General features: G+C 68.3%; 18 protein-coding genes. 7 read left to right on the top strand and 11 right to left on the bottom strand.

The genetic code is table 11. The features are described from left to right. Positions 1-63 precede the first annotated feature (63 nt). Entirely contained in the window at positions 64-549 is a 486-nt protein-coding gene (locus EON91_RS00965) for a cytochrome c family protein (protein ID WP_292090975.1), read from the top strand. Between the two features lie 166 nt (positions 550-715). Here the strand turns inward: EON91_RS00965 and EON91_RS00960 are convergent, their stop codons facing one another. The 4 genes from EON91_RS00960 to EON91_RS00945 all read right to left on the bottom strand — a co-directional run bounded on the left by EON91_RS00960 (position 716) and on the right by EON91_RS00945 (position 6,693). Then, a complete protein-coding gene (locus tag EON91_RS00960; protein WP_292091051.1) occupies positions 716-3,874 on the bottom strand; it encodes an efflux RND transporter permease subunit in 3,159 nt (1,052 codons plus the stop codon). Further along, on the bottom strand, positions 3,874-5,022 hold the full coding sequence (locus EON91_RS00955; RefSeq protein ID WP_292090973.1) for an efflux RND transporter periplasmic adaptor subunit: 1,149 nt from the start codon (positions 5,020-5,022) through the stop codon (positions 3,874-3,876). The genes EON91_RS00960 and EON91_RS00955 overlap by 1 nt, the downstream gene beginning before the upstream one ends. Before the next feature lie 114 nt (positions 5,023-5,136). Beyond that, entirely contained in the window at positions 5,137-5,928 is a 792-nt protein-coding gene (locus EON91_RS00950; protein WP_292090972.1) for a hypothetical protein, read from the bottom strand. After that, positions 5,929-6,693 (bottom strand): class II aldolase/adducin family protein, encoded by a 765-nt coding sequence (locus EON91_RS00945; RefSeq protein ID WP_292090971.1) that lies wholly within the window; start codon positions 6,691-6,693, stop codon positions 5,929-5,931. It abuts the gene before it with no gap. Between the two features lie 177 nt (positions 6,694-6,870). On the opposite strand from EON91_RS00945, the gene EON91_RS00940 reads away from it, so the two are divergent. The 3 genes from EON91_RS00940 to EON91_RS00930 all read left to right on the top strand — a co-directional run bounded on the left by EON91_RS00940 (position 6,871) and on the right by EON91_RS00930 (position 9,351). Further along, positions 6,871-7,989 carry a DUF2336 domain-containing protein gene (locus tag EON91_RS00940; protein ID WP_292091050.1) on the top strand — a complete coding sequence of 373 codons (1,119 nt, stop codon included), beginning with the start codon at positions 6,871-6,873 and terminating at the stop codon, positions 7,987-7,989. Positions 7,990-8,028: 39 nt separating this feature from the next. After that, the gene (locus EON91_RS00935; RefSeq protein ID WP_292090970.1) at positions 8,029-8,808 is read left to right on the top strand and encodes an NAD kinase; all 780 of its coding nucleotides are present in this window, start codon (positions 8,029-8,031) and stop codon (positions 8,806-8,808) included. 66 nt (positions 8,809-8,874) lie between these two features. After that, complete coding sequence (locus EON91_RS00930) at positions 8,875-9,351, top strand: Hpt domain-containing protein (RefSeq protein WP_292090968.1); 477 nt, start codon at positions 8,875-8,877, stop codon at positions 9,349-9,351. 243 nt (positions 9,352-9,594) lie between these two features. Here EON91_RS00930 and EON91_RS00925 read toward each other — a convergent pair whose 3' ends face one another. Together EON91_RS00925 and EON91_RS00920 are read right to left on the bottom strand one after the other, a co-directional pair. Next, on the bottom strand, positions 9,595-10,737 hold the full coding sequence (locus EON91_RS00925; protein ID WP_292090967.1) for a DUF2336 domain-containing protein: 1,143 nt from the start codon (positions 10,735-10,737) through the stop codon (positions 9,595-9,597). Between the two features lie 92 nt (positions 10,738-10,829). Continuing rightward, positions 10,830-11,627 (bottom strand): transglycosylase SLT domain-containing protein, encoded by a 798-nt coding sequence (locus EON91_RS00920; protein ID WP_292090965.1) that lies wholly within the window; start codon positions 11,625-11,627, stop codon positions 10,830-10,832. A 125-nt stretch (positions 11,628-11,752) separates the two neighbouring features. On the opposite strand from EON91_RS00920, the gene EON91_RS00915 reads away from it, so the two are divergent. Beyond that, positions 11,753-12,484, top strand: coding sequence for a TonB family protein (locus tag EON91_RS00915; protein ID WP_292090963.1), 732 nt, complete (start codon positions 11,753-11,755; stop codon positions 12,482-12,484). Here EON91_RS00915 and EON91_RS00910 read toward each other — a convergent pair. Beyond that, on the bottom strand, positions 12,481-13,497 hold the full coding sequence (locus tag EON91_RS00910; RefSeq protein ID WP_292090962.1) for an FAD-dependent oxidoreductase: 1,017 nt from the start codon (positions 13,495-13,497) through the stop codon (positions 12,481-12,483). The genes EON91_RS00915 and EON91_RS00910 overlap by 4 nt on opposite strands. 48 nt (positions 13,498-13,545) lie before the next feature. Further along, positions 13,546-15,393, bottom strand: coding sequence for a phosphoenolpyruvate carboxykinase (GTP) (locus EON91_RS00905; RefSeq protein ID WP_292090961.1), 1,848 nt, complete (start codon positions 15,391-15,393; stop codon positions 13,546-13,548). A gap of 210 nt (positions 15,394-15,603) precedes the next feature. Here EON91_RS00905 and EON91_RS00900 point away from each other — a divergent pair, with 210 nt between their 5' ends. Both EON91_RS00900 and EON91_RS00895 read left to right on the top strand, forming a co-directional pair. Next, the gene (locus EON91_RS00900) at positions 15,604-16,236 is read left to right on the top strand and encodes a DUF938 domain-containing protein (RefSeq protein ID WP_292090960.1); all 633 of its coding nucleotides are present in this window, start codon (positions 15,604-15,606) and stop codon (positions 16,234-16,236) included. Then, on the top strand, positions 16,236-17,000 hold the full coding sequence (locus EON91_RS00895; protein ID WP_292090959.1) for a pseudouridine synthase: 765 nt from the start codon (positions 16,236-16,238) through the stop codon (positions 16,998-17,000). The genes EON91_RS00900 and EON91_RS00895 overlap by 1 nt, the downstream gene beginning before the upstream one ends. Here the strand turns inward: EON91_RS00895 and gor are convergent. The 3 genes from gor to EON91_RS00880 all read right to left on the bottom strand — a co-directional run bounded on the left by gor (position 16,997) and on the right by EON91_RS00880 (position 20,718). Then, positions 16,997-18,379, bottom strand: coding sequence for a glutathione-disulfide reductase (gene gor / locus EON91_RS00890; protein WP_292090958.1), 1,383 nt, complete (start codon positions 18,377-18,379; stop codon positions 16,997-16,999). The genes EON91_RS00895 and gor overlap by 4 nt on opposite strands. 134 nt (positions 18,380-18,513) lie before the next feature. Next, positions 18,514-19,728 (bottom strand): surface lipoprotein assembly modifier, encoded by a 1,215-nt coding sequence (locus EON91_RS00885; RefSeq protein ID WP_292090957.1) that lies wholly within the window; start codon positions 19,726-19,728, stop codon positions 18,514-18,516. 225 nt (positions 19,729-19,953) lie between these two features. After that, positions 19,954-20,718 (bottom strand): hypothetical protein, encoded by a 765-nt coding sequence (locus tag EON91_RS00880; RefSeq protein ID WP_292090956.1) that lies wholly within the window; start codon positions 20,716-20,718, stop codon positions 19,954-19,956. Positions 20,719-20,826 lie beyond the last annotated feature (108 nt).

The raw sequence follows: 20,826 nt of genomic DNA, 5'->3' as shown, positions 1-20,826 counted from the left end.
CAAGCACAGGCGTTGCGACGAAACGCCCTTGCGCTATCACTGTCGCCGTTACCGGAGACCGCCATGCGCCGCCTGTTCGCCCCTGCCCTGTTGATGCTGTCGCTGGCCGCCTGTGGTTCGGGGGACGAGCCGGCCGATGCGCCCGCGACGCCGACGCCGGTCGCCCTGAGCGCGGAACAGAAGACGGCGCTGATGGCCGCCCTGCCCGCGCCCTATGACGCCGGTGATCTGGAGAACGGCGCCCGCGCCTTCGCCCGGTGCCGGTCCTGCCACACGATCACGCCGAACGGGCCGAACATGACGGGGCCGAACCTGTACGGCGTCTTTGCCCGTCAGGCGGGAACGCACGTCAAATACAACTATTCGCCCGCGCTGAAGGCGGCCGGGTTCGCCTGGGACGCCGAGCGGCTGGACCATTGGCTGCAGAACCCGCGCACCTTCCTGCCGGGGAACAAGATGACCTTCCCCGGCCTGCCCGACGCGACCGACCGACGCGACGTCATCGCCTTCCTGAAGGTCGAGACGGGGTATGCGCCGGCGGCGCAATAACGCGACGCCTCTCCCTCCCCTTCTGGGGAGGGTGGTCGCGCAGCGACCGGGTGGGGAGGGCCTGGCGATGCTGGGCGCGGTGGATGCTCAGCCTGGTCGCCCCCACCCGGCTTCGCCCTTGCGGGCTCAGCCACCCTCCCCGGGACGGGGAGGGAGAAGGCAAGGGTCAGTCAGCCGCCTTGCTCGCGACCTCCTGCGCTTCCCATTCCTCGATCTTGCGCGCGGTGTATTCCGGCGAGCGGGTGAAGCGCGCCAGCACGCCATAGACCACAGGCACCACGAACAGGGTCAGCAGGGTCGCGAACATGGCGCCCGAGAAGATCACCACACCGATGGTCTGGCGGCTGCCCGCGCCCGCGCCTTGCCACAGCATCAACGGCAGGGCGCCGAAGGCGGTGGCGATCGAGGTCATGACGATGGGCCGCAGCCGCAGGGTCGAGGATTCGATGATCGCCTCGCGGATCGATCGGCCCTGATCGCGCAGCTGGTTGGCGAACTCGACGATCAGGATGCCGTTCTTGGCCGCCACCCCGATCAGGATGATCAGGCCGATCTGGCTGTAGATGTTCAGGCTGGAGCCCGCCATCAACAGGCCGAACAGGCCGCCCGCCGCCGCCAGGGGCACAGTCAGCATGATCACCGCCGGGGTGATCCAGCTCTCGAACTGGGCCGCCAGAACCAGGAAGACCAGCAGCAGGGCCAGGCCGAAGGCCGCAGCGACCGCGCCGCCCGCCTCCTGCTGATCCCGGGCCGCGCCGCCCCAGCGGATGGTCGCCAGACCTTGCGGCTGTTTGGCGACCTCGGCGTTCAGGAAGGCCACGGCGTCGGCGATGGTCGTGCCCGGCGCCAGATCGGCCTGAAGGGTGATGGCTCGCTGGCGATCCAGCCGGCGCCGGTCCGGCGTATCGCCCGACGTGCGCGTGGTCACCACCGACGACAGCGGCACCAGTTGACCCGCACCGGTCGAGACATACAGCGCCTCCAGATCCCCGACACCGCGCCGGTTGTCGCGGTCTGTCTGCAGGATGACGTCATATTCCTGACCGCCCTTGATATAGGTCGTGGCGCGGCGGGAGCCGAACATCGTCTCCAGCGTGCGGCCGATCTGCTGGGACGAGACGCCCAGGGCGGCGGCCTTTTGCGGATCGACCTCGACCAGCAGACGGGGCGAGTTCGGCTCGTAGTTCAGACGCGGACGCGAGAAGCCGGGATAGTCCTGGGCCGCCGCCAGAACGGGCTGCAGCCAGTTGTAGATCGGGCCGTATTCGGCCCCGGTCACCACCATCTCGACCGAGTTGGAGTTACCGCCGCCGCGCTGGAAGGCGCCGGGGGTCGAGGCGTTGACCTGGGCGTCGGTCTGGGTGCGCAGCTTGGCGTTAAGCTCCTGCGCGATCTCGTCGGCCGAGCGGGTGCGCTCGGACCAGTCCATGAGCGTCAGGCTGGCGTTACCCGAGTTGAAGCTGCCGCCGCCGAAGCCGGGGGCGGAGACCAGATAGCTGTCGACCTCTCCGTTCGCCCTGTACTCGGCCAGGATCGGCTCCAGACCCAGCATGATCTTGCGGGTGTAGTCGAAGCCCGCGCCCTCCGGCCCCTGGACGCGAACCGAGACGCGGCCGCGATCCTCGGGCGGGACCAGTTCGTCCGGCAGGTGCAGGAACATGGCGACCGCCCCACCCCCGACCAGCAGGATCAGGGCGGCGACACCGACCACGGCGATGCGGCGGCCCAGCAGGGCGTCCAGCGAGCGGCTGTAGGATTCCTTGACCGCATCCATGGTGCGGTCGACCTGACGCGCCAGCCAGCCGGACCCGGCGGCGGGCTTCAGGATCTTGGACGCCAGCATCGGCGACAGGCTGAGCGCCAGGAAGGCCGAGAAGGCCACGGCGGCGGCGATGGCCGCCGCCAGTTCGACGAACAGACGCCCGACATAGCCGGGCAGGAACAGCAGCGGCGCGAACACCGACAGCAGCACGACGGTCGTCGCCACGACAGCGAAGAACACCTGACGCGTCCCCCGCTCGGCCGCGACCAGCGGCGGCTCGCCATGGTCCAGACGACGCTGGATGTTCTCGGTCACCACGATGGCGTCATCGACCACCAGACCAATGGCCAGCACCAGCGCCAGCAGCGTCAGCAGGTTCAGCGAGAAGCCCAGCGGCGCCAGCACGATAAAGGTCGCCAGCAGGCAGATCGGCGCCACGACGGACGGGATCAACGCCGCCCGCAGACTGCCCAGGAAGATGAAATTGACGAGCGCCACCAGCGCCATCGAGATGCCGATGGTGATCCACACCTCGTCGATGGCGTGCGAGGTGAAGACCGAGTTGTCGGACCCCATCTCCAGCGTGACGCCTTCGGGCAGGCTGGGGCGGATTTGCTCCATCAGCTTGGTGACGCCGTCGGAAATCGCCAGGTCGTTCGACTGGGCCTGACGCGTCACGGCCAGGCCGATCTGGTCCAGGCCGTTGCCCCGAAACAGGCGGCGCGCCTCGGCCGGCGCCTCCTCGACCCGGGCGATGTCGCCCAGGCGGGTGACATAGGCGGCGTTGCCCTGGATCACACCGGTCGAGACCGTGGCCGAGCCCGCCGTGCCGATAGGCAGCTGGGCGAAGTCCTCGGCCCGCGCATAGGTGCGCGCCACCCGCACGGTGTAGTCCTTGTCCGTCGATTCCAGCGACCCAGCGGGCAGTTCGACGTTCTGGGTCGTCAGGGCGGTTTCGACCTGGGTGACGGTCAGGCCCCGCGCGGCCATGGCGGCGGCGTCCAGCCAGATGCGCATGGCGTAGCGTTGCTCACCATAGATCTGGACCTGGGCCACGCCCGGCACTGTGGCCAGGCGGTCGATCAGATAGCGGTCGGCGTAGTCCGTCAGCTCCAGCCGGTTCATGGAGGTCGAGCGCAGGAACAGCACCATGATCGGCTGGCTGTCGCTGTCGGCCTTGGCCACTTCGGGCGGGTCGGCCTGATCCGGCAGGCGGCCGACGACGCGGCTGACGCGGTCGCGCACGTCATTGGCGGCGTCGTCGATGTTGCGGTCCAGGCTGAACTCGATGTTGACGTTCGAGCGGCCGTCACGGCTGGTCGAGTTGATCCGCTGAACGCCCTGGATGCCGGCGATCTGCTGTTCGATGGGCTCGGTGATCCGGCTTTCGATCACCTCGGCCGAGGCGCCGGCGTAGCTGGTGTTGACCGAGACGATGGGGGGGTCGACGTCCGGCAGTTCGCGAACCGGCAGGAAGAAGAAGGCCGCGGCCCCGATCACGCACAGGACGATGGCCGCCACCGCCGCAAAGACGGGGCGGCGGACCGACAGATCGGACAACATCATCGGGCGGCGCCCTTGGCGGTGTTCGGGGCGGTCCGCTGGCCTTGGCCCGGCCCTTGCCCGCCTTCTCCGGCGACCCGGACCGGTGCGCCGGGCTGGATGCGGTTCAGGCCGGAGCCGACCACGCGTTCGCCGGGCGTGACGCCGGACAGGATTTCGACAAAGCCGCCCTCGACCGCGCCGGTCTGGACCTCGACGCGCTGGGCGTTCGTGCCTTCCTCGCCGCGCGCGATGCGATAGACGAAGGCGCCCTGCCCTTCATACTGGATGGCCGACTCCGGGGCGGCGGGGGACTGGCGAAGGCCCTGCTGGATGGCGACCCGCACCATCATGCCCGGACGGATCAGGCCGCCCGGATTGGCGAACTCGGCCCGGGCGATCACGGCCCGCGTCTGCTCGTCGACCCGGGTGTCGATCAGGGCGATGCGACCGGTGAAGGTCTGGCCGCCGATGGCGTCGGCTGTGGCGACAATGGGCGTGCCCGCGCGCAGGGTCGCCAGATAGCGTTCCGGCACCGGGAAATCGACGCGGATGACGCTGGTGTCGTCCAGGGTCGCGATCACCGCGCCCGGGTTGATCAGGGTGCCGGGCGTAACGGTGCTGAGCCCCAGGACACCGGCGAAGGGCGCGCGGATCAGGCGATCGCCGCGGCGGGCCTGGGCGGCGCTGACGGCGGCGCGGGCGCGCTCCAGCGTGGTTTCAGCCTGTTCGGCGGTCACGCGCGGCGCGACGCCGCGTTCGGCCAGCGCCTTGTATCGATCATATTCGCGCTGGGCTTGGCGCAGTTCGGCCTCGGCCTCGATGATGCCGGCGTCTTCCTCGCGCGCCTGCAGCTCGACCAGGGGCGCGCCGGCGGCGACGCGCTGACCGTCCGTGAACAGGACGCGTGTGATCAGTTCGGTCGTGCTGGAGGTGATGTTGACCGAGCGGCGCCCACGGGCGACGCCCAGGACGCGGATCTCGTCGGAAAAGTCGCGCGCCGTGACCGTGGCCGCCGCGACCGTCTGGCCGCGACCGCCCCCCGGACCGCCGGGGCCACGAGCTTCGCCCTTTTGTTCTCCCCCGAGCGTGACCTTGAGCAGGGCGGCGACGATCATCAGGACCAGAATGCCGGCCGCGATGACGATAAGGAAATGGCGCTTGATCACGCGGGCGAGTCTCCGGAGCAGAAGGTCGCTCGACTTAACGGGTCCAGCGGGCGAGGCAACTGAAAGTCCTGTAACGGAGCCACGTTGCAGTTCCGTCGCGGCAAGACCGGAAAATCAGAAGCGCCGCCACAAACCCAGCACCATGCCCTGGGCGCGCGGCGTGTCGCGCCCCGCGACAGTCTGGCGCCAGCCGGCCTGCACGCTCCACCGACCGAGGTGACGAACCAGCGATGTCTCTACCGAGACCCAGCGGGCGCCGTCCACGCCCTCCTGACGATCGGCCGCGCCGGCGAAGACCTGACCCAGCACCAGCCAGTCCGGGCCATAGTGGCCACCGACGGTCAGGTCGGCGCGCGTTTCGTCCGGCAGGCCGTCCCGCAGGCGGCGCGCGGCCTGAACCTCGATGAAGGACCGGTCCGGACCCCATCGCCCGCCGCCGGGCAGCGACAGGCCGCCCGAGGCGCGAACCTCCCAGTCATGCCGCCCCACACCGGGTTCGGCGTATCCGGCGTTGCGGCCGTCGCCGGCCTGGGCATAGCCGGCGTACAGGCTGGCGGCGGCGCGGTCGCCCCGATACGCCTGCCATGTCAGGCCCAGCTCAACCGGACCACGTCCGTTGTAATCGACATAGGCGTCTTCGCCCGACTGCCAGTCGGCCTTGAGCTGCAGGGTCAGGCGATCGGTCAGGCCGTATTCGCCGAACAGGCTGAGGGCGCGATCTTCACGCAGACCGTCCATGGCCGCGATCTGGCCATCGGCGTCATAGGCGTCGTCCGCCCTCATCGCCTCGGCCTTGACGATGACCTGCGCCTGACCGCGCGGCTGCGTCCAGGCCCCGGCCAGGGCGGACGGGGCGGCGGTCGTCAGCGCCGCCGCCGCAATGATCCCAGCCCCCCGGCCGATCATTCAGTTGTCGTAGCCGGGCGATTGTCGATCCAGCTGGCGCAGGGCGCCCGGCCAGGCCAGGGACGAGATGAAGCCGATGCCGCGCCCCTGCTCCTTCGTTTCGGCCTGTGCGGCGTCCGGAGCCGTCAGCACATTGTCCTTGCCGCCCGACAGGGCCGCCACCTGCTGGGCGCAGGCCCGCTCCAGGAAGAACATCCCGACCCAGGCTTCGGCCGCCGTTCGACCGACCGCCAACGTCCCATGGTTTCGAAGCAACATCAGTGACTTGTCGCCCAGATCGGCCACCAGACGTTCACGTTCGTCATGGTTCAGGGCCAGACCTTCATAGCCATGATAGGCGACCTGGTGCTGCAGCAGGCAGGCGTTCTGGCTGATCGGCAGCAGACCATGCTGCTGGGCGGCCACGCCGACGCCCGCGACCGTGTGCAGATGCATGACGTAGTGCGCCTCATCCCTCGCCGCGTGGACGGCCGAATGGATGGTGAAGCCGGCCGGGTTGATGAAGCTGGTCGTGTCCTGAACGATGTTCCCGTCCAGATCGACCTTCACCAGCGACGAGGCGGTGATCTCCTCGAAATACCAGCCATACGGATTGATCAGGAAATGATGTTCCGGCCCCGGCACGCGGGCCGAGATGTGGGTGAAGATCATGTCGTCCCACCCGTGCAGCGCCACCAGCCGGTAAAGCGCCGCCAGATCCACCCGCGCCTGCCATTCGGCGTCCGAGACCTTCGATCTGAGCGACAGGGTCGCGCCGTCGGCCATGATGTCTTCTCCCGTCGTTTTCTTCGTTGCCGCCAAGGTCACGCCGGGTGGGGCCTGCGTCAAGGCGGGGGATCGTCGGATTCAGGCTTCGTTTACCAAGTTTTCATGAGCGGCGGGTGATCCTTACGGTCACGCTCGCTTTTGCGGGCGGAGACTTCGGAGCCGATCTTGAACGCTGTGGTTCAGCTGGACGCCGTCAGGGCCGTCGCGGGCGATGCGCCCCGCCCGGCCGACCTGCTGGCGCTCGCCCGCAGCCGCACGACCGAAGATCGCCAGCGCCTGCTGCTGGGCGTGACCGCCCTGTGCCGCGCCGCACCGCCCAGTTCCGAGGCCGCGACGCTGATGGGCGAGGTCTTCATGACCCTGGCCCGACAGGCCGAGCGCGACATCCGCCGCATCCTGTCCGAGACGCTGGCCAGCGCCGACTGGGCGCCGCCCGCCCTGATCAACATGCTGGCGCTGGACGAGATCGAGATCGCCCGCCCGGTGATCGCCGCCAGCCCCCTGCTGAAGGACGCCGACCTGATCCGCGTTCTGGTCGAGGCGACGATCGAGCATCAGATCGAGGTGGCGCGCCGCCCGAACCTGAGCGGCCGCGTCGCCGACGCCGTGATCCAGCGGGGTGACCCCGCAGGCCTGACCGCGCTGGCCAGCAATCGCACCGCCGAGATCAGCGAGGACGGCCTGCGCCGTCTGGTGGATCATTCACGCCGGATCGCCGCCCTGCGCGCGCCGCTGACGCGCCACCCCCGCCTGACCGACACCATGGGTGAACAACTGTATCAATGGGTGGGCCAGGCCCTGCGCCAGGCCATCGCCGAACGCTTCCGCATCGACAACCCTGCGCTGGACCTGGCCGTGCGCGAAGCCGCCGATCAGGCCGCCGCCGGCCTGTCGGCCACGGGCGTTCCCCTGCCCTCGGACGGCGAACGCGAGGAAATGGATCGCCGGCTGATCGCCAAACTGCACGGCGCGGGCCAATTGCGGGCCGGTTTCCTGATCCGCGCGGTGCGCGAACAACGGATGGGCCTGTTCGAGCAAGGGCTTTCCGCCCTGGGGGACTTCCCGTTGGCGCATGTGCGCCGCGCGCTGGAGGCGGCGACGCCTGAACCGCTGTTCTACGCCTGCACCGCCGTGGGCATCGACAGGGCCGTCTTCCCGGCCCTGCTGGCCGCGATCCGCAAGCTGGGTGACGGCAGCCCGGGCGTGCCGGGCTCGTTCTGGTCCGGCGCTTCGATGTCACCGCCCGCCGCCGCCCGCGCCTTCCGGGCGCTAATGGCGGAAGCCGTGCACTGAAGGTTTGACTTCGGCCCGCCGCTCGGCTTGCCTGATCGGGTGAGCGCCCAGCCTTCCCTTCCCGCCGTGGCCTTTGTCGCCAGCGACCGCCCCGAGGCGCAGGAGGCGTGCGCCCGGCTGATCCGTCGCTATGGGTCCGTGGCGGAGGGCGAGGCCGACATCATCGTGGCCCTGGGCGGCGACGGCTTCATGCTGGAGACGCTGCACCGGAACCTGGATCGCCGCACCCCCGTGTTCGGCATGAACCGGGGCTCGGTCGGCTTCCTGATGAACGACTATGACGAGCGGGATCTGGCCGAACGGCTGGCCGAGGCGGACCGCGCCGTCATTCACCCCCTGCAGATGGACGCCTGGACCGAGGCCGGACAGGTCCACAGCGGACTGGCGATCAACGAGGTCTCGCTGCTGCGCCAGACGCGCCAGAGCGCCAAGCTGAGGATCAGTGTCGATGGACGCGTGCGTCTGCAGGAGCTGAGCTGCGACGGGTGTCTGGTGGCGACGCCGGCGGGGTCGACGGCCTATAATCTGTCAGCACACGGACCGATCATTCCGCTGGACACCAATGTGCTGGCGCTGACGCCGATCAGCGCCTTTAGGCCCCGGCGCTGGCGCGGCGCGCTGCTGTCGCATCAGGCCAAGGTGACGTTCGAGGTGCTGGAACCCGACAAGCGCCCGGTCAGCGCCACGGCCGACAGTTTCGAGGTGCGGCGGGTGCAGAAGGTCGAGGTTCGCGAGCGCCGCGACATCGCCCTGACCATGCTGTTCGACGCCACCCGCTCGTTCGGGGAACGGGTCATGGCCGAGCAGTTCGCCGGCTGAGGTCACGGCTTCTTAAGGCTGGCTGCCCCATACTGGACACACGAGTTCAAAGTGGGAGCCCTCGTCGTGAGCAATTCGGCCCAGGTCATTCGTCCGCCCAACACCCTGCGCATGAAGGTCGGCGGCGGGTTCGGCGGCATTGACGCCCAGGCGATCGAACGCGCCGAAGCCGCGCTGGCCGCCATGTCGGCCCAGTTCGGCCAGTGGCTGCAGGACGAGATCACCAAGCTGGAGAAGGCGCAGAACGACCTTCAGGCGCTGGGCTACACCGCCGCGACGACCGAGGCCCTGTATTTCCGCGCGCACGACCTGAAGGGTCTGGGCGCAACGTATGAGTATCCGCTGGTCAGCCGGCTGGCCGGGTCGCTGTGCAAGCTGCTGGATGAGCCGACGCGCCGCCTGGTCGCCCCGCCGGTGCTGGTGGACGCCCACATCGACGCCATCCGCGCCGTCGTCCGCGACGAGATCAAGACCGACGAACACCCGACCGGCAAGGCCTTGGCTGAAGCGCTGGAAGCGCGTGTCGCCGACCACATGCGCTGATCGTAAAAGATCAATGACCGATCCAAACGCCCGGCCATCGCGCCGGGCGTTTTGCGTTTGGAATGCATGTCGCGCCCGTCCCTTTCGTCATCCTCCGGCGAGCGTAGCGAGACCGGGGGACCCAGCGGCGCCCGCAGGGCGAGATGTTAGCGAATCCGCTCCCGGCAGGGTCGCGCTATCGCGCGCCGCTGGGTCCCCCGGTCTGCGCGGCTGCGCCGCTTGCCGGAGGATGACGAACAGGGCTCAGGCCGCGCTGGCGGCGCCCAGGTCGTCGCTGATCGGCGCGCGGTCCAGGCGTTCCATCAGATAGGCCAGGTCGTCGCGCGGGACGTTGGGCCGCTGGGTCAGGAAGCGTTCCAGCATGCGCTGGCGGAAGTCGGCGCCCGTGGTGTCGATCCCTTCGGCCTGGAGCGTGCGCCAGGTGTCGACCCCGGCGCGGAAGGCGGGGAAGAGGCGCGGCGGCAGGCCGGCCCGGTCATAGATGGCGCGCAAACCCAGCGGGCCGGCGTCATGGATCATCAGCCAGGCGCGGTGATGCGGCGTGTTCGCCAGCTCGGCCAGGCCGTGCTCCATCAACGCCATCTGCCCGCGCGCCAGCGCCCGCAGCAGCAGCGAGGCGTTCAGCGACTTGCGCGCGTTCAGCTGGGCCGCGAAGGCCGCCAGATCGGCCGCGCCGCCAGCCTGATCGATCAGGTCCACGGTCGCCCGCTCGCGCGCAAAGGCGGACAGACGAATCGCCGTCTCGGGCGCCACGGCGTGACGGCTGATCAGATGCTCGCGCACCCGTTCGCTGGCCAGGGTGACAAGGCGCTCGGTCAGGTCCAACGGCAATACCTCGCGATAGGCGACGGCGGTCACGACGTCGGCGGCGTCGCCGAAGCGATCGACGATCCGGGTCAAGCCGGCCTCTGAAATGTCGGCGTTGTCGTTCGACGCCAGGGTGCGAACGGCGTCACGGCTGCCCTCGGCGGCCAGCGCCTCGGCCACGTCGCGACCGACGCGCGGCCGGGCGGCGACCGCCACCTGACGCGCGGAGGAGCCGGCGCGCACGATCTCGATCAGGTCTTCATCGGTGAAGACGGGTGAGGCGCCGATGATCGGCAGGGCGATAGTGTCGATGTCGGCCGCCAGCTTGCGCGCCACATCGCGCGGCAGCAGGTCCGACGCCTTGAGCGTCACGGCCAGGGCCCGACGCACCAGTTCGGCTGCGTCCTGGGCCAGCAGGCGCAGGATCTTTTCGGCGGCTTCCCGCTCGACCGGGTCCAGATCGGCGGCGTCGATACTACGGCACAGCTTGTGCGCGGCGGCCGCGCGTTCGTCCTCGTCCGAGGCCTTGATCAGGCGCCGGATATCGAACTCGGTCAGTCGGGCGCGATGGGACGTCATGCAAGGCTCGTCAGGGGAATCAGGCGTTGATCCGCCGTGAGCTTGAGCGTGACATGGTTAAGGTCCGGTTTACCATCCGGTAAGGGCGCGGATCAGGCCTTGTCGGCCTTGTCCGGACCGAAGGCGCCGCCGAACCCCCCGCCGCCCTTGCCGTCCTGACCCAGCAGCAGGGCCAGCAGGCTCTGATCCTGTTTCAGCCGGTCCATGCGCGCCGCCAGCAGCCGGTCCTTTTCGTCCAGCACCGGACCTGCGACGCCGGCCTGACCCGCGCTGGACGCGGGCGCGCCCTGCCCGGCGGTCTTTTGCAGATTGGCGTGCACCTCGGCCACGGTGGCGTGACGGCCGTCGCGATAGAAGATCGATCGGTTGGCGGCCGCGGCCTCGGGAAACAGCGAGACGGCGCTGGAGGCGGGGCGCGTGCTCATGGCCTCCATCAACCGCGCCGCGCCGGCCGGGCCCAGGAAGTGGGCGGCGTACAGGTCCCCGGCCCCCGGCTCGCGTCCGGTGCGTCCGCGCAGATAGGCGGCGTTCGACGCCGTCAGTTCGGCCGCCATGGCCGATGCGGCCTGCGGATCGAACCGCAGGTCCAGCACCACGTTGCGGGCCGAGCCGTCGACGCGCCAGCGCCCGTCCGAGCCCTGATGGATCAGGTCGGCGTACTGGCCATAGCCGTGGCGCGCGCCGTGTTTCTTGACCGTCGACAGCCAGGTCTGTTCGATGAACTGGAACAGGCCGGCGGCGGACGACGTGCGGGCCCGCGCCGACGGGTTCATGGCGCTTTCACGCCGGGCCGTCTTCATCAGGAAGTCGAAATCCACGCCGGTGGCGCCGGACGCGCGCCGGATCGCCGCCTCCACGCCGCCTGATGATGGAATCGATCCGATCGCCATGTGTTGATGCTCGGTAACCAAGGTTAACGGAACCCTAACATCCCGACGCCTCAAACCCGCCGTTATCGACGCGCGAAACTTCACCGTGGGCGCTGGGGAGGGCCTGCTACGGAGGCATGAAGGCCATGATGATCAGAACCGCGGGCGGACCCGGATTGGTCAGTCCCATCGACTTCAGTGAGCGTAAGAAACCCCTGCCCAAATGGATGTGGGCGGCGGTGGCGGTTTCGGCCCTGGTGCATGTGGGCGTTGGAGTCTGGCTGTATCAGCAGCGGTTCGAAATCCCGCCGGAGATCACCTTCGACGCGCCGCCTTCGGTCACCGTCACCATGGATCGACCAAAGCCCAGGCCGCCGGTCGTCGAGCCGCGTGAGGCGGCGGCGCCGAACCCGCCGCTGCATAAAACGCCGTCGCCAGTTATCCCCACCGAAACACTGTCGGCGCCCGTCAGCGACACCCCGGCGCCGACCGATTCCCTCGCCATCAACCTGACCCATGTCGTGCCGGACGCCACGCCGACCGGCACGGGCCAGACCGCGACGCCGGCGCCGACGCCGCCCGCCGTCATCACCAACCCCCAATGGATCAGCCGCCCCTCGGCGGCGCAGATGGCGCGCGCCTATCCGGCGCAAGCAGTGGCGGGGAACATCACCGGTGCGGCGTCGCTGACCTGTTCAGTGCGGGCGAATGGGACATTGAGCGACTGTTCGGTCACGAACGAGACGCCGGCGGGCCAGGGCTTTGGTCGGGCGGCGACCACCCTGTCGCGGCAGTTCCGGATGAGCCCCCGCACCATTGACGGTCAGACCGTTGACGGCGCCCGGGTCAACTTCACCATCCGCTTCGCCCTGAACTAGGCGAACCGCAGCGGGTCGAAGGTCGCGGCGTGGGGAACTGCGTCGCGGCCTTCGATCGCATCGGCCACGACCCGCGCAATCAGCGGCGCCAGCAGCCAGCCGTTGCGGCGCGGCGCCAGGGCCAGATACAGGCCGACTTCGCCTGACGCCCCCGCCATGGGCAGGCCGTCGGCCGAGGCGCCGCGGATGCCGATGCGATACTGCGGCGCGTCTCCAGCAGCCGCGCCCACCAGCGCCAGCCCCGCCGCCGTCTGTCGCGCGCCCGCCTGATCGTTGATCTCCAGCGCCCGCTCCCCCGCCTCCATCGTCGCGCCGATCACGGCGCCGCCCGGCGCGGGCGCGACATAGGCCCCCGCCCCGCGCACCACGCGGTCGGTCAACGCGCGGGGTATGAAGGCGAGCTGACCCCGGATGGGCTGGATGGCGTCGATGACGGCGGCCGTCGCGGCCGGCAAGCCCGCCGGCGCGACGCCAACGCCCGTGGCCAGGATCACCGTTGGGGCGCGATAGACCGCGCCGCCCCGCCCCGTCGCCGTCCACGCCCCGTCCTCGGCGGTCATCGACACGATCCGGTCGGTGATCAGGGTGACGCCCGGCGTGGCGGCCAGTCGGTGCAGGCTGTCGGCCGGATCGACGCGCCCGTCTTCATCGGTGGCGACCACGCCCTCGCCGCGCTGAACGGCGAAGCCCAGCGCCTCAAGACGGTCCGCCCGCCCGGCGGCGTCGGGGCCGCGCCATTCGGCAGGCTCGCGATACAGGGTCAGGCCGTGGCGTCGGGCGAAGGCGGGCCACAGGTCACGGGCGTCGCGCAGCAGGGCCGCGCGTTCGGCGTCTGCGCCGTCCAGCAGCGCCTCCATGGCCGGGGCGATCATGCCCGCCGCCACGGCCGAGGCGTTACCCACGCCGGGATCGACCACCGTCACCGCATGGCCGCGCGCCGCCAGTTCGGCAGCCGCCGCCAGCCCCAGAACGCCAGCGCCGACGATCAGAATGTCGCGAGAGGGATCGGCCACGCGCCGTCATTCGACCCGCGCGTCGCCGATATCAAGCCTGAAACCGGCCTATTCGGCGGCCAGCACCGCCGCGCGTTCGTCTTCCAGTCGCCGGGTCAGGGCCGCGTGCTGCTCCCACAGGGCCTTGGGCAGGCGGTCGCCGAACTGGTCGTAGAAGGCGGGGATCAGGGCGGCTTCCTCGGCCCAGACCTCGGCGTCGACATCCAGCAGGGTCGCCAACTGAGCCTCGGTCAGGTCCAGACCCGACAGGTCCAGCGACGCGCGCGACGGTGTGCGCCCCACCGGCGTGTCCACAGCCTCGGCCTTGCCGTCCAGCCGTTCGACAATCCACTTCAGCACGCGGGCGTTGTCGCCGAAGCCGGGCCAGACGAATTTGCCGGTCTCGTCCTTGCGGAACCAGTTGACGAAGAACAGGCGCGGCAGTTTCGCGGCGTCGCGCCCCTGCCCCATCTTCAGCCAGTGGCCGAAATAGTCACCCATGTTGTAGCCGCAGAAGGGCAGCATGGCGAAGGGGTCGCGGCGCAGTTCGCCAACCTTGTTCTCGGCCGCCGCCGTGCCTTCGGACGCGACGGTCGAGCCCATGAAGACGCCATGCTCCCAGTCAAACGCTTCCGTCACCAGCGGCACGGCCGAGGCGCGGCGGCCGCCGAACAGGATGGCGTCGATCGGCACGCCCCTGGGGTCTTTCCATTCCGGGGCGATGGCCGGGCACTGGCCGGCAGGGGCGGCGAAGCGGGCGTTCGGGTGGGCGGCGGGCTCGCCCGAGGCGGGGTCGTGCGGCGCGCCCTTCCAGTTGGTCAGGCCGGCGGGAGCCTCTTTCGTCAGACCTTCCCACCACACGTCGCCGTCGGCCGTCAGGGCCGTGTTGGTGAAGACGGTGTTCGACGTCAGGGTCGCCAGGGCGTTCTGGTTGGTGTTGCGGCTGGTGCCCGGCGCCACGCCGAAGAAGCCCGCCTCCGGGTTCACGGCGTACAGACGGCCGTCGTCGCCGAAGCGCATCCAGGCGATGTCGTCGCCGATGGTTTCGGCCTTCCAGCCCGGCAGGCTGGGTTGCAGCATCGCCAGGTTGGTCTTGCCGCAAGCCGACGGGAAGGCGGCCGCGACGTATTTCGACACGCCCTCGGGGCTGGTGAGCTTGAGGATCAGCATATGCTCGGCCAGCCAACCCTCGTCGCGGGCCATGATCGAGGCGATGCGCAGGGCGTAGCATTTCTTGCCCAACAGGGCGTTGCCGCCATAGCCCGAACCGTAAGACCAGATCTCGCGCGTCTCGGGGAAGTGGACGATCCACTTGTCCTCGTTGCAGGGCCACGGCACGTCGGCCTGACCATCCGCCAGCGGCGCGCCCAGGGTGTGGATGGCAGGCACGAAGACGCCGTCGTCGCCCAGCATGTCCAGCGCCGGCTGACCCATGCGGGTCATGATGCCCATCGACACGGCGACATAGCCGCTGTCGGTGATCTCGACGCCCAGGGCGCTGATCTTCGACCCCAGCGGGCCCATGCAGAAGGGCACGACATACATCGTCCGCCCCTTCATGCAGCCGTCGAACAGGCCGTCCAGCCGGTCGCGCATCTCGATCGGATCGGCCCAGTTGTTGGTGGGACCGGCGTCGGCTTCGTCTTCGGAACAGATGAAGGTGCGGCTTTCGACGCGGGCGACGTCCTTGGGATCCGAGGCGGCGTAATAGCAGCCGGGGCGCTTCGCCTGGTCCAGTTCCTTCAGCGTGCCCTTGCCGATCAGGTCGGCGATGATGGCGGATTTTTCGGCCTGCGACCCGTCGCACCAGTGGACGCGATCAGGCCTGGTCAGGGCGGCGATCTGTTCGACCCAGGCGACCAGGCCGGCGTGACGGGTCGGCGCCGGGCGCAGGCCGGCGATCGTGGCGTTGGACACGTGAAACTCTCCTGAACCTTCCGGCCCGGCGATCTGACGCCGCCGTGGCCACTCCCTTCGCGTGTAGGATCACGCTTTGTTTCACGGGAATGACACCCGCGCGGCCCTTACGTCAACCGCTGCAACTTTCCACCCGACGCGACCCAAGGCGCGTCTGCGCGCGACACTTTCCGGTCGCGATCCGGTCACGGGCGGGGTATCGGACCCGTCGTGCAAACCCTCGACTCCCTGACCCAGACGCCGGACGGCGCCCTGTCCTCGCCCGCCGCACGCCGGAATGCGGATGCGATTCTGGCTGTCCTGCGCGCCCATCTGCCGGCCGCCGGGCCGGTGCTGGAGATCGCCTCGGGATCGGGCGAGCATGCCGTGGCCTTCGCCTCCGCCCTGACCGTCGACTGGACACCCAGCGATCCGTCAGTCGAGGCGCGGGCCAGCATCGCCGCCTGGTCGGCGCGGGCGGCCCTGCCCAATCTGCGCCCGCCGCTGGCGCTGGACGTGCTGGATCCGGCGACCTCGCCGGATGGGCCGTTCAAGGCGGTGTTCTGCGCCAACATGATCCACATCGCCCCGTGGGCGGCGGCCGAGGGGTTGATGGCGTTGGCGGCCCGGGTGCTGCCGCGCCCCGGCGGTCTGCTGGTCCTGTATGGGCCGTTCCGCGAGGCCGACGTGCCGATGGCCCCGTCGAACGCCGCGTTCGACGACAGCCTGAAGGCGCGCGATCCGGCCTGGGGTCTGCGGGACCGGGCCGACGTCGTCGACCTGGCCAGGGCGAACGGCCTGGCCGAGACACTGCGGGTCGAAATGCCCGCCAACAACCTCATGCTTCTGTTCCGGCGCACCTGATGGCCTTTGTCCGCACCTATGACGGCCCCGAGCCGGTCCGCATCAATAAATGGCTGGGCCAGACCGGGGTATGTTCCCGACGCGAGGCCGACGGGCTGATCGCCGACGGTCTGGTCAGCATCGACGGCCAGACCGTCACCGACGCGGGCCGCAAGATCGAGCCGGGCCAGACCCTGACCCTGAACGACCGCGCCCAGGCGGCGTTGGCGGCGGGGGTGACCATCCTGCTGCACAAACCGCTGGGCTATGTCTCCGGCCAGCCCGAGCCGGACAAGATTCCGGCCGTGCGCCTGCTGACCGACGCCAATCGTATTGGTGAAGGCGCGGCCCCGGCCGCCGACGCCTCCCTGCCCCCCATCGGACGGCTGGACGAGGATTCGCGCGGCTTGCTGCTGCTGTCGTCGGACGGCGTGGTGGCCAAGGCGGTGATCGGGCCGCAGTCGGATCTGGACAAGGAATACCTGGTCCGGGTGGTGGGCGACGTCACCGAGAAGAAGCTGAAGATCCTGCGCCACGGCCTGATGCTGGACGGCCGCCAGTTGCGACCGGCCTATGTCAGCCGCATGGAGTCCTTCCGCCTGAAATTCATCCTGCGCGAGGGCCGGAACCGCCAGATCCGGCGCATGTGCGAAATGGTCGACCTGGAAGTGGTCGACCTGATCCGGGTGCGTGTCGGTCCCATCCGCCTGGACAACCTGCCCGAGGGCAAATGGCGGTTGATCACGACGGAGGAACGTGCGGCGTTGGTGGGCGCTGAGGCCTAGCCCGCCGACATCGATGGGCTCTGCTTTTCCTTCAGCGTCACCAGTTCCTCAGCCATGGTCGGGTGGACGGCGCAGGTGGCGTCCCATTGGGCCTTGGTCAAGCCGGCCTTCACGGCGATGGCGGCCAGCTGGATCATCTCGGGACTGTCGGGGCCGACGATGTGGACGCCGACCACGCGCTGGGTTTCGGCGTCGACCACCAGCTTCATCAGCACCCGTTCGTCCGAGCCGGTAAAGGCGTATTTCATCGGCCGGAACCGGGTCACATAGACGTCGACCTCGCCCGGGCAGGCGCGGCGCGCCTCGGCCTCGCTGAGGCCGACGACGCCGACCGGCGGCTGGCTGAAGACAGCGGTGGCGACCGCTTCATAATCAAAGTGTTGCGGGTTGTTCCTGAACACCGTCTCGTGGAAGGCGACGGCCTCGCGGATGGCGACGGGGGTCAGGTTCATGCGATCGGTCACATCGCCGATGGCCCAGATGTTGTCGGCCGTCGTCTTGGAGAAGGCGTCGACGATGATCGCCCCCTCGTCGTTCAGTTCGACCCCCGCGATCTCCAGCCCCAAGCCCTTTACGTGCGGGATGCGGCCGGTGGCGAACATGACCACGTCGGTTTCCAGGCTCATGCCGTTTTCGAGGTGGTTGACCAGGCCGGTCGCCGTCTTCTCGATCGACTTGTGCTGGCAGCCCAGGATGACCTTGATGCCGCGCTTCTCGATCTCGCCCGCCAGATGCGCGCGCACATCGTCGTCGAAGCCGCGCAGGATGTTCGGTCCGCGATAGATCAGCGTCGTCTCGACCCCCAGCCCGGCGAAGATGCCCGCGAACTCGACCGCGATATAGCCGCCGCCCGCGATCAGGATGCGTTTCGGCATTTGCGGCAGGTGGAAGGCTTCTTCCGACGAGATGGCGTGTTCGATGCCCGGCACGCTTTCGGGCATCCATGGGCGGCCGCCGGTGGCGATCAGGATCTTCCCAGCGGTGAAGGTCTGGTTCTTGCCGATGATCTCGACCGTGTGGGCGTCCTTCAGCACCGCTCGGCCGTGGATCAGATCGACCCCCGCCTTGCCCAGGTTGGCCGCATAGATGCCCGACAGGCGGGCGATCTCGACGTCCTTGGTTTCCAGGAATTTGGGCCAGTCGAATTTGGCGTTGTCGAACGACCAGCCGTAACCCTCGGCGATCTCCAGCGCGTGGCTGACCTCGGACGCCATGACCATGAATTTCTTGGGCACGCAGCCCCGGATCACACAGGTGCCGCCGACCCGATACTCCTCGGCCACGGCCACCTTCTTGCCGCCCAACGCCGTCAGCCGCGCCGCCCGCACCCCGCCGGACCCGGCGCCGATGACAAACAGGTCGTAGTCGTACTGAGACATGAAGGGCTCCGGTTTCAGACCCGGAAAAACAGGGTCTGAATCGTCTGAATCGTCTGAAATCGCCCGCCGACCAGGCCAGCGACCCGCCCGACTTAGGCGCCGGGGAGCGTGGCGGCAAGGTTGCGCTCCACGACTCAAAAGTCGCGCGTCAGCCCGAACTCGACCCTGCTGCGCGAATAATCCCCGAACGCCACATTGGACCAGGATCGAGACGCGGTGACCTGGACGAAGGGAAACGCGTTTCTGAACGACCAATCCCGCTTGGAGATTCTAGCGCTGACGCCGAGCTCAAAATCCTGCCGCCGCACGCCGAACGCCGTGGAACGTTGCTGGTAATCGCGCACCCGCGCGTAGGGCTCGATGTAGGCGAAGGCTGAAAAGGGTACGGAGATCAGTCGGCCAGCGGCGACGTGGCCGATCTGAAAATCCGCTTCGTCCCCCACAAGATCATAAACATCGTGCGCTACTGTCGCGCGCCAGAAGGCGCTCGGCCCCAGATAACGCGTTCGGCTGACCTGCCCGCCATAGGTCCAACCATCCCATTCGCGAGCCCGCTTGCTGTCGATGCGGTCAACGTGACCGGATACATTCCATTGTGTGAATCGATCGGACTGGGCGTCACCCGTCATTCGCAAGCCGGTCGAGACTTCCAGCGGCTCCCCCCCAAACCGCACATCGCGATAGGTCGCCGCCATGGACAGGCGCGCGTCGGCGGTCGGCCGCCACTCCGGGCCCGCAAAGCCGCTGAACTGTTCCAGATCGAAGGTGCGGCCTGAGGAGTCGAGCAGCGACGCGGCAGCCCCTGCCGAAACTGACAGTTTGTCCGTGACCGCCCATCGACGTTCCGCATTGGCCGAGATCGAGGCGGAAACCCCTGATCGTCGACGGGCGTCGTCCGACAGCACGAATTGCAGCCCATACAGATCAATTGTCCCTGCGCTGGTGGCGTTATTGATGTTGCTGTCGGGAACAAGCGCGGCCGTCAGGGAGAGCCGCAGCCCCCGCCGGGCCTGCATGGTTTCGAGGCGGCGCTGAATCAGATCACGGCGCGTGGCATCGAGGTGGCCGGAAAGCGCCAGTCGATACGCCAGGGTTGCGGACGAATCGCGACGGGCTTCGAAATGAATCTCGCCCACTTGATATCGCGCGAGGGCGTCCGAGCCGTACGAAGCCAGATGGCTCTCCAGCAGGAGAAGAGCCTCTTCTGGGCGCCCCAGACGGGCCATCAGTTCGGCGCGCAGGCGCACACCTTCAGGCGTTATCGCCACATCCGGTCGACTGTCGATAAGCGCCAGGGCGCGACCGTAATCACCACTTCTCAACGCCACCGACAGCGCGTCGCCGAACACGCGATCAGAAGACAATACTGCTGGTTGAGAAGCCGTCTGGGCGGAGGCGACGGGCGCAAACGACCCACCGAGCAGCGCTCCGCACAGCAGGCCGCATGCTACGCTTCTGATCACCTATTACGCAGCCAGCTCAGGTTGTAGTGATCGCCGCCACCGGCAGCCAGCAGGCGTTGGACATTCAGACGCTGCCAACGGGGCCTCTCAGAAGCGTAGCGCAGGGGAATCTCACGGCTTCCTGAGCCCACCTGCCCCGATAAGCACACCACCGCCACCGGTTTCATCCAACCTGTAGATGACGCTAGCCTCTACCGGCGGGCCATTCCTTTCGCCATGAAACATCCCCGTGATCTCCCCGGTCATGTGCGAACCGGTGGCGGTGCCAACGATGCTCGTGCTCACAATATTCCCGCTGAAGTCAAAGTTAAGGCTGTGAGATGGCGTAGCCACCGCGCCATTGGCGTCGATCATCTTGAAATTTGATGTCGATCCAGAGACTTGGCCCGCACCAAAATCGGCCGTCATAGTGATGTCGCTCGATGTCTCGTACGCTGTCCCTGCGCCGTTGATGTAGGTGCCCCGAGTCCCTCCATCAAATCGTGCGGAACCGGTTGTCGGAATAGTTCCCGCGTTCATTGGTTGCCCGGTAGCAAAGAAGACGCTCAGACCACCCGCAGTGCTGGGTGAAATCTTGCCCAGCTGAACATAGTCCAATCCTCCTTGAAGAACATTCGCGATATCAAAGAGCGTAAGTTTGCTGCCATCTCCTAGTTGAGATTGACCAGAAGGGTTAAAAATCACATTTGAGGCCGTGCGAATACGCCCCAGGCCATCAGTACTCGCTACGAAATCGGTATAGTGCTTTTCGATATAGCCGGCGCCATATCGAGCGAAGGTGTAGATATCGTCTTGAGGTTGCGCCCCTCTGGGCTCGATGATCATGCCCTCAAAAGGATTGGGAGCCGAGGAACCATCGGCAATATACACGAGCATCCTCGCGTCACGAGGAGTGGAAGTAGTCTGGCAGGACAGCGCGCCGGGCGTCACTGCGCAATTCGAGGTATATGGCGGCGGCGGAGGAGGAGGAGGAGGAGGAGGAGG

The organism is Brevundimonas sp. (genome assembly GCF_004210735.1).
GTDB lineage: Bacteria > Pseudomonadota > Alphaproteobacteria > Caulobacterales > Caulobacteraceae > Brevundimonas.
The sequence above is the reverse complement of the archived record's forward strand: the minus strand, read 5'-3'. Positions and strand labels throughout refer to the sequence as shown.